The organism is Actinomadura logoneensis (assembly GCF_003428695.1).
Classification (GTDB): domain Bacteria; phylum Actinomycetota; class Actinomycetes; order Streptosporangiales; family Streptosporangiaceae; genus Spirillospora; species Spirillospora logoneensis.
Map to the genome: position 1 here is coordinate 1 of NZ_QURH01000122.1, position 6,633 is coordinate 6,633.

At 76.1% G+C, this 6,633-nt stretch carries 6 protein-coding genes; 5 read left to right on the forward strand and 1 reads right to left on the reverse strand.

Going from position 1 to position 6,633, the window contains the following annotated elements; translation table 11 throughout:
- From DZF91_RS06680 to DZF91_RS42610, 4 genes are all read left to right on the forward strand, one after another.
- Positions 1 to 284: DUF2249 domain-containing protein (locus DZF91_RS06680; protein WP_117356616.1), on the forward strand; the 284-nt coding region annotated here is incomplete at its 5' end.
- Positions 285 to 346: 62 nt separating this feature from the next.
- Positions 347 to 850, forward strand: a complete 504-nt coding sequence (locus DZF91_RS06685; protein WP_117356617.1) for a hypothetical protein — start codon at positions 347 to 349, stop codon at positions 848 to 850.
- 66 nt (positions 851 to 916) lie between these two features.
- Complete coding sequence (locus DZF91_RS06690) at positions 917 to 2,191, forward strand: TIGR04053 family radical SAM/SPASM domain-containing protein (protein WP_199486452.1); 1,275 nt, start codon at positions 917 to 919, stop codon at positions 2,189 to 2,191.
- Positions 2,172 to 4,835: a multicopper oxidase domain-containing protein gene (locus DZF91_RS42610; RefSeq protein WP_147341024.1), complete on the forward strand. Its 2,664-nt coding sequence runs from the start codon at positions 2,172 to 2,174 to the stop codon at positions 4,833 to 4,835. The genes DZF91_RS06690 and DZF91_RS42610 overlap by 20 nt, the downstream gene beginning before the upstream one ends.
- A gap of 91 nt (positions 4,836 to 4,926) precedes the next feature.
- Here the strand turns inward: DZF91_RS42610 and DZF91_RS06700 are convergent, their stop codons facing one another.
- Positions 4,927 to 5,349 carry a pyridoxamine 5'-phosphate oxidase family protein gene (locus DZF91_RS06700; protein ID WP_117356620.1) on the reverse strand — a complete coding sequence of 141 codons (423 nt, stop codon included), beginning with the start codon at positions 5,347 to 5,349 and terminating at the stop codon, positions 4,927 to 4,929.
- A gap of 323 nt (positions 5,350 to 5,672) precedes the next feature.
- On the opposite strand from DZF91_RS06700, the gene DZF91_RS06705 reads away from it, so the two are divergent.
- Positions 5,673 to 6,633, forward strand: a 961-nt coding sequence (locus DZF91_RS06705) for an MFS transporter (RefSeq protein ID WP_147341025.1), incomplete at its 3' end; no start/stop codon positions are given.

Genomic DNA, 6,633 nt, shown 5'->3' on the forward strand with positions numbered 1-6,633 from the left:
GGGGCGGGGGGACGGGCGGCTGCGGCGGCGCGTGCGGCTGCGGCGGCGCGGCGGACACCGCCGAACCCGAGCTGGACGTCCGCACGGTCCCGCACTCGCTGCGCCACGCGACGGTCTTCGGCGCGCTGGACGCCGTCCCGGCGGGCTCGGCGATGGTGCTCGTCGCGCCGCACGACCCGCTGCCGCTGCTGGCGCAGATCGAGCGGCGCGACCCCGGCGCGTTCGCCGTGGAGTACCTGGAGCGCGGCCCCGAGAGCTGGCGGCTGCGGCTCGCCCACCGCTGACACCGACCCGAGAACACGCCCGGGCGTACGCGGACCGCGGCGCCCCGCGGAAAGGAAGAGACATGGACGGATCCCGCCGGCTGGCCGCCGCCCTGCTCGGCACGGTCGGCGTCGGCCTGGCCGCCGCCGGACCGGTCATGCTGCTCCGCGGACGTGGCGGCAGGAAGGAGATCCGGGCCGAGCTGGCCGCCCAGAAGATCACCTTCCCCGACCACGGGCTGCCCGACGAGCTCGCCGCCTACGCGGGCCGGCGGGTGGAGACCGGCCCGGACGCCCACGCCTACGCGCGGTTCATCCAGGGCAACCTGGCCCACACCACGGGCGGACGCGCCTACGCCGAGATCACGGCGGAGCTGCACGCCGCCGGAGGCGACGACGAGAAGCTCCTCAAGCTCCGCCAGACCGCCTTCACCGGCCAGTCGCTGCGCGCCTCGCTGATGTCGGCCTACCAGGCGTGGCATCTCACGACCCTGGTCACGGGCCTGGGCGCGGCCCTCACCGGCCTCGGCGCCGCCCTCGTCGCCACCGCGGACGCGCTCGCGTCCTCCCCTTCCGACCGCTCCTGACCCCCGGCCGCCGCGTCGGCGTCCGCAGCCCGCGGACGCCGGCGGCGACCGATCCGGAGGTGTCCCGTGCACGCCGTCCGCCACCAGCGGCACGACGCGGCCGACCGGCCGTTCATCGTCATCTGGGAGTCCACCCGCGCCTGCCCGCTGGCCTGCCGGCACTGCCGCGCCGAGGCCGTCCCCGGCCGCGACCCGCGCGAGCTGGACACCGCCGCGGCCAAGGACCTGCTGGCGCGGGTCGCCGACTTCGGCCGGCCCGCCCCGCTGTTCGTGATCACCGGCGGGGACCCGTTCCAGCGTCCCGACCTCAACGAGCTCGTCGCGTACGGCCGGGAGGCCGGGGTCCCGGTGGCGGTGTCCCCCTCCGGCACGCCGACGCTCACCGAGGAGCGGCTGCGGGCCGTGCACGCGGCCGGCGCGACGGGCCTGTCGCTCAGCCTGGACGGCTCGACCGCCGCGGTGCACGACGACTTCCGCGGCGTCCCCGGCGTGTTCCGGCTGACCCTGGACGCCTGGGACACCGCCCGCGCCCTCGGCATGAAGGTGCAGATCAACACCACCGTCGCCCGGCACAACCTGCACGACCTGCCGGACATCGTCCGGCTCGTCGCCGAGCACGGCGCGATGCTGTGGAGCGCCTTCTTCCTGGTCCCGACCGGACGCGGACGCGCCCTCGGCGCGCTGTCCCCCGGCGAGGTCGAGGACGTCCTCAACTTCGTGTACGACGTCGGCCTGGCCGTCCCCGCCAAGACCACCGAGGCCCACCACTTCCGCCGCGTCGCGCTGCAGCGCCGGGTGCTGGCCGAGCGCGGCGACGACCACGTGGCGGCGCTGCGCCTCGGGCCGCTCTACCGGGAGCTGACCGCCCGCGCCGCCGACCTGGGCCTCGACGCCGCGACGCGCCGGGCGCGGCGTCCGCCGCTGGACGTCAACGCGGGCCGCGGCTTCGTGTTCGTCTCGCACACGGGGACGGTCCACCCGAGCGGCTTCCTGCCGCTGAGCGCGGGCGACGTGCGCGAGACGCCCCTGACCGAGATCTACCGCGCCTCGCCCCTGTTCACCGGGCTGCGCGCCGCCGACATGCTCGGCGGACGGTGCGGGCGGTGCGAGTTCCGGCGCGTCTGCGGCGGATCCCGGTCGCGCGCGTACGGCGTCACCGGCGACCCGTATGCCGAGGAGCCGTGGTGCGGCTACGTTCCCGGATCCTTCCCCTACCAGCGCGAGGTGGCGGCGCTGCTGCCCGACGGCGCGTACGCTCCGCCGCCGTCCGACTCACCGGTCCGATCCGTGCCGAGCGCCGCCGTCGGCGGGGAGGAACACCGTGACCAGCAAGGACGGTGATCCAGCGGCCGTGCGGATGGGCCGTCCGGCCGGTCGGTTCAAGGCGTCCGGGCTGCGCGGCCGGCACCTGGCCGCGCACGCGCTGGTCGCCGCGTGGGCGGTGCTCGCGCTCGTCGCGGCGAGCGCCCAGCCCGTCCTGCCGGTGGCCCGCTGGCTGGCCGTCCACCTGTTCCTGCTCGGCGCGGCCACCACCGCGATCATGGTGTGGAGCGAGCACTTCGCGACCGCCATGCTGCACGCCCGCCGGCCGGACCGGCGGTGGAGCGACGCGAGGCTGGCGGGGGCCAACGCCGGGGCGGCGGGCGTCCTCGGCGGCGTGTGGGCCGATCTGCCGGTGCTGACCGGCGCGGGATGCGCGCTGCTGGCCGCCGCCGTCGCCGCGCACCTGGTGGTGCTGGTCCGCATGGGCCGGGGCGCGCTGGGCGGGCGGCTCGCTCCGATCGCCGACTACTACCGGGCCGCCGCCGTGGCGCTGGTCGCCGGCGCGGTCCTGGGCTGGCTGCTGGCCACCGGCCGGGCGGGCCCCGGGCACTTCGGCGGGCTGCGGCTGGCCCACGTCCATGTCACGCTGCTCGGCTGGATCGGGCTGCCCGTGCTCGGCACGCTGTTCATGCTCTGGCCCACCGTCCTGGGCGTCCGGATGGCCGAGCGCACCACCCGGCTCGCGCGCCGGGTGCTGGGGGCGACCGGCGGCGGCCTGGCCGTCGCGGCCACCGGGATGGCGGCCGGGTCGCGGCCCGCCGCCGTCCTCGGCATCGCCGCCTACGCGGCCGGTCTCGGCCTCGCGGTGCAGTTGCTCGCCTGTACCGTGCGGCGGCGTCCGGCGATCTCGAAGGGCGCGGCGTGGACGCTGGCCGCCGCCACGGCCTGGCTGTGCGTCGGCGTACTGGCGGATCTCGTGGTGCTGGCCGTCCGGCCGCTCGCGCAGGCGCAGGACGGCGTCACGGCGCTGGTGCCGGCGCTGCTGATCGGCATGGTCGCGCAGGTCCTCGCGGGTGCGCTCACCTACCTGCTGCCGATCGTCCTGACCGGCGGCCCCAAGGAGCGGGCGGCCCTGCGGGCGGTGCTGGAGCGGGGCTGGCCCCTGCGGCTCGCCGCCCTCAACATCGCGGTGGCCCTGCTCGCGCTCCCGGTGCCCGGCCCCCTCGGCCGGGTGGGGGCGGGCCTGGCCGCCGGGTCCGGGGCCGCGTTCCTCGTCCCGGTCGTCCGCGTCCTGCTCCGCAGCGGACGCGTGCTCCGCCCGGACGCGAGGGAGACCGGCGCGGAGCGGCGGCAGTGGCGCTGGCCCGTCCTGTGGGGGGCCGCGGCGGGAACCGTCCTGATCATGCTGGCCGCGCTCGTCGTGAACGACGGCCGCCTCACGCCCGGGACCACCGGCGCGGGCGGGACGGCCGCCATGGGCACGGGCGCCACCCGCACGGTCGAGGTCACCCTCGCCGACATGCGCATCCGCCCGTCCCGGATCGAGGTCGCCGCGGGCACCGCCCTGCGGCTGAAGGTCACCAACGCCGACACCCAGCGGCACGACCTCAAGGTCGAGGGCGGCCCCACCACCCCGATGCTGTCCCAGGGCCGCACCCACGTCCTGGACGTCGGCCGGATCACCCGGACCCGCCAGGCGTGGTGCACCCTGCCGGGCCACCGTGCGGCCGGGATGACCATGGACATCGTCGTGACCGGCGGCGGGACGACGGCCGCCGGGGCCCCACGTGGCGGAACGGCGGGCGGGGCCGGGCACGAGGGGCACACGGCGTCCGCCGCCGGCCCCGGCGCGCTCGACCTGTCCGCCCCCTTCACGCCCGGCTGGCGCCCGCGCGCCGCCGACCTCTCCCCCGCGCCCGGCGGCACCGTCCACAGGACGGAGCTGCACGCCGTCCAGGCGACGGTCGAGGTGGCCCCCGGCGTCCGGCAGCAGAGGTGGACCTTCGGCGGGACCGCGCCCGGCCCCACCCTCCACGGCAGGATCGGCGACGTCTTCGAGATCACCCTCGTGAACGACGACCCCGGCATGGGACACGGCATCGACTTCCACGCCGGGTCGCTCTCCCCCGACAAGCCGATGCGGACCATCCCGCCCGGTCAGCGGCTGGTCTACCGGTTCCGTGCGGAACGGGCCGGGGCGTGGCTGTACCACTGCAGCACCGCGCCGATGCTCCAGCACATCGGCAACGGCATGTACGGCGCCGTCGTCATCGACCCGCCCGGCCTGGAGAAGGCCGACCACGAGTACGTGCTGGTCACGTCCCAGCTCTACCTGGGGACGCCCGGAAGCGCCGCCCAGACGGCCAGGATGCGGCAGAACGCCCCGGACGCCTGGGCGTTCAACGGCGTGGCGAACCAGTACGCGCAGCGTCCGCTGAGGGTCAGGGCCGGTGAGCGGGCCCGCTTCTGGCTGGTCGCCGCAGGCCCCAGTGACGGCGTCGCCTTCCACATCGTCGGGACGGTCTTCGACACCGTCTACAAGGAGGGCGCCTACCTGCTCAGGCCGGATCAGCCGGGCGGGGCGCAGGCGCTGGACCTGGCCCCGGCGCAGGGCGGTTTCGTCGAGACGGTGTTCCCCGAGGCGGGGCACTACGCGTTCGTCGACCACGACATGCGCCGGGCCGAGGCCGGAGCCCACGGCATGGTCGAGGTGACCGGCTGATCCGCTCGCGGGCGCGGGGACACGCGCGGACTCGACACCGGAGCCGGACGCCGCCGATCCTTCGGCCGATCTTCCGGATGCGGCAGATCCGTCAGAGGACGCCGCGTGATCCGTTCAGTTCGCGGCCGGTGACCATCTGGGACTCGATGCGCACGAAGACCGCCTCCCGCAGGGGCATCCAGGACCGGGGGCCCGCGAGGGTCAGCCGTTCGTGCTCGGCGGGATCGGTCACCACGGTGGCCTGGCCGGTGACGACCACGCTCCAGCCGGACCGGGTCGCCGCGTCGAACTCGTCCGCCTCGAAGGCGACCACGACGCCGTCGATGGCGCGGACGAGCTCGGAGTCGGGCGAGGTGCGCAGCACCACCGACGCGTCGGTGTCCAGCGAGAAGTTGATGGGCAGGACGGCCGGGAGCGCCTGCCGGGTGTAGACCACGCGGCCGACCGGCGCCCTGGCGAGCAGATCCAGGCTCTCCCGCCGGTCGAGGGCGCGGAAGGCGTCGTTCTTGAGCATTCCTCCATCGTGCCCGCCGGACGGGACGGCGAGTAGGGCCGTCCGGCCCAACCTTTCCCCGGCTCGGCACAGCGGCCCGCCGCCGCCCCGGCCGCGGGCGCCGGGACGGTCGCCGGGCAGGTCAGAAGCCTGCGGAGGGACGACCGTCCCGGTCCGCGGGGACCGTCTGCCCGCCGGGAGGGACCGATGGCCCATGCCCCGGGCGCCCCGGCACGCGGACAGTAGTGATCGATGAACCCCCCCTCCGCAGGCGAGGGGCCCACGATGCGCCTGCGATCCCGGTGGGCGCCGTACCACCTGAAGTGGAAAAGGACGGACAACACATGGCCCAGCCGTTGAAGTCGAAGAGCGGCCCTCCCCCCGCCGACGCGCCGGTGCCCGGCAGGGCGTGGTTGATGCTGGCGCTGGCCACCGTCGGTTTCGCCGTGAACTTCTGGGCGTGGGCGCTGCTCAGCCCGCTCGGCCCGCGGTTCAAGGACGGCCTCGACCTGAGTTCCTTCGAGCAGTCGCTGCTGGTGGCGGTCCCGGTCGTGGTCGGCTCCCTGGGCCGCATCCCGGTGGGCGCGCTGACCGACCGGTTCGGCGGCCGGGTCATGTTCCCGATCGTCTCGGCGGCCACGATCGTGCCGGTGCTCTACCTCGGCCTCGCCGGGCACGACTCCCTCGTGGCGCTGCTGGTCGGCGGGTTCTTCCTCGGCATCGGGGGGACCGCCTTCGCCGTCGGGGTGCCGCTGGTCAACGCCTGGTTCCCGCCCGCGCGGCGCGGCCTCGGCATCGGCGTCTTCGGCGCCGGGATGGGCGGCACCGCGATCAGCGCCCTGACCACCGTGAAGCTGGTCGACGCGCACGGCATGGCCACCCCGTTCCTGATCACCGCCGGGGTCCTGGCCGGATACGCCGTGCTCGCCGCGCTGCTGCTGCGCGACGCCCCCGGGCGCACCGTGCCGACCGAGCCGCTGGCCCGCCGGCTGGCCGCCACCGCCCGGCTGGGCATCACCTGGCAGGCGTCCGCGCTGTACGCGGTGGCCTTCGGCGGCTACGTCGCCTTCTCGGTCTACCTGCCGACCTACCTCAAGACCGACTACGGCCTCACCCAGGCCGACGCCGCCAACCGCATGGCCGGGTTCGTCCTGCTCGCGGTGGCGATGCGCCCGGCCGGCGGCTGGCTGTCGGACCGGATCGGCCCGGTCCGGGTGCTGGCCGGGACGCTGGCCGTGGTCGTGGCGGGCGCCGCCGTGCAGGCGTTCGGCCCGGCGCTGGCGCCGGTCGGCACCGTCGCCTTCC

What these genes read in the sequence shown, in the direction of transcription:
- DZF91_RS06685 (WP_117356617.1), top strand. Translation starts at nt 347, where the DNA reads ATGGACGGATCCCGCCGGCTGGCCGCCGCCCTGCTCGGCACGGTCGGC.
- DZF91_RS06700 (WP_117356620.1), bottom strand. Translation starts at nt 5,349, where the DNA reads ATGCTCAAGAACGACGCCTTCCGCGCCCTCGACCGGCGGGAGAGCCTG.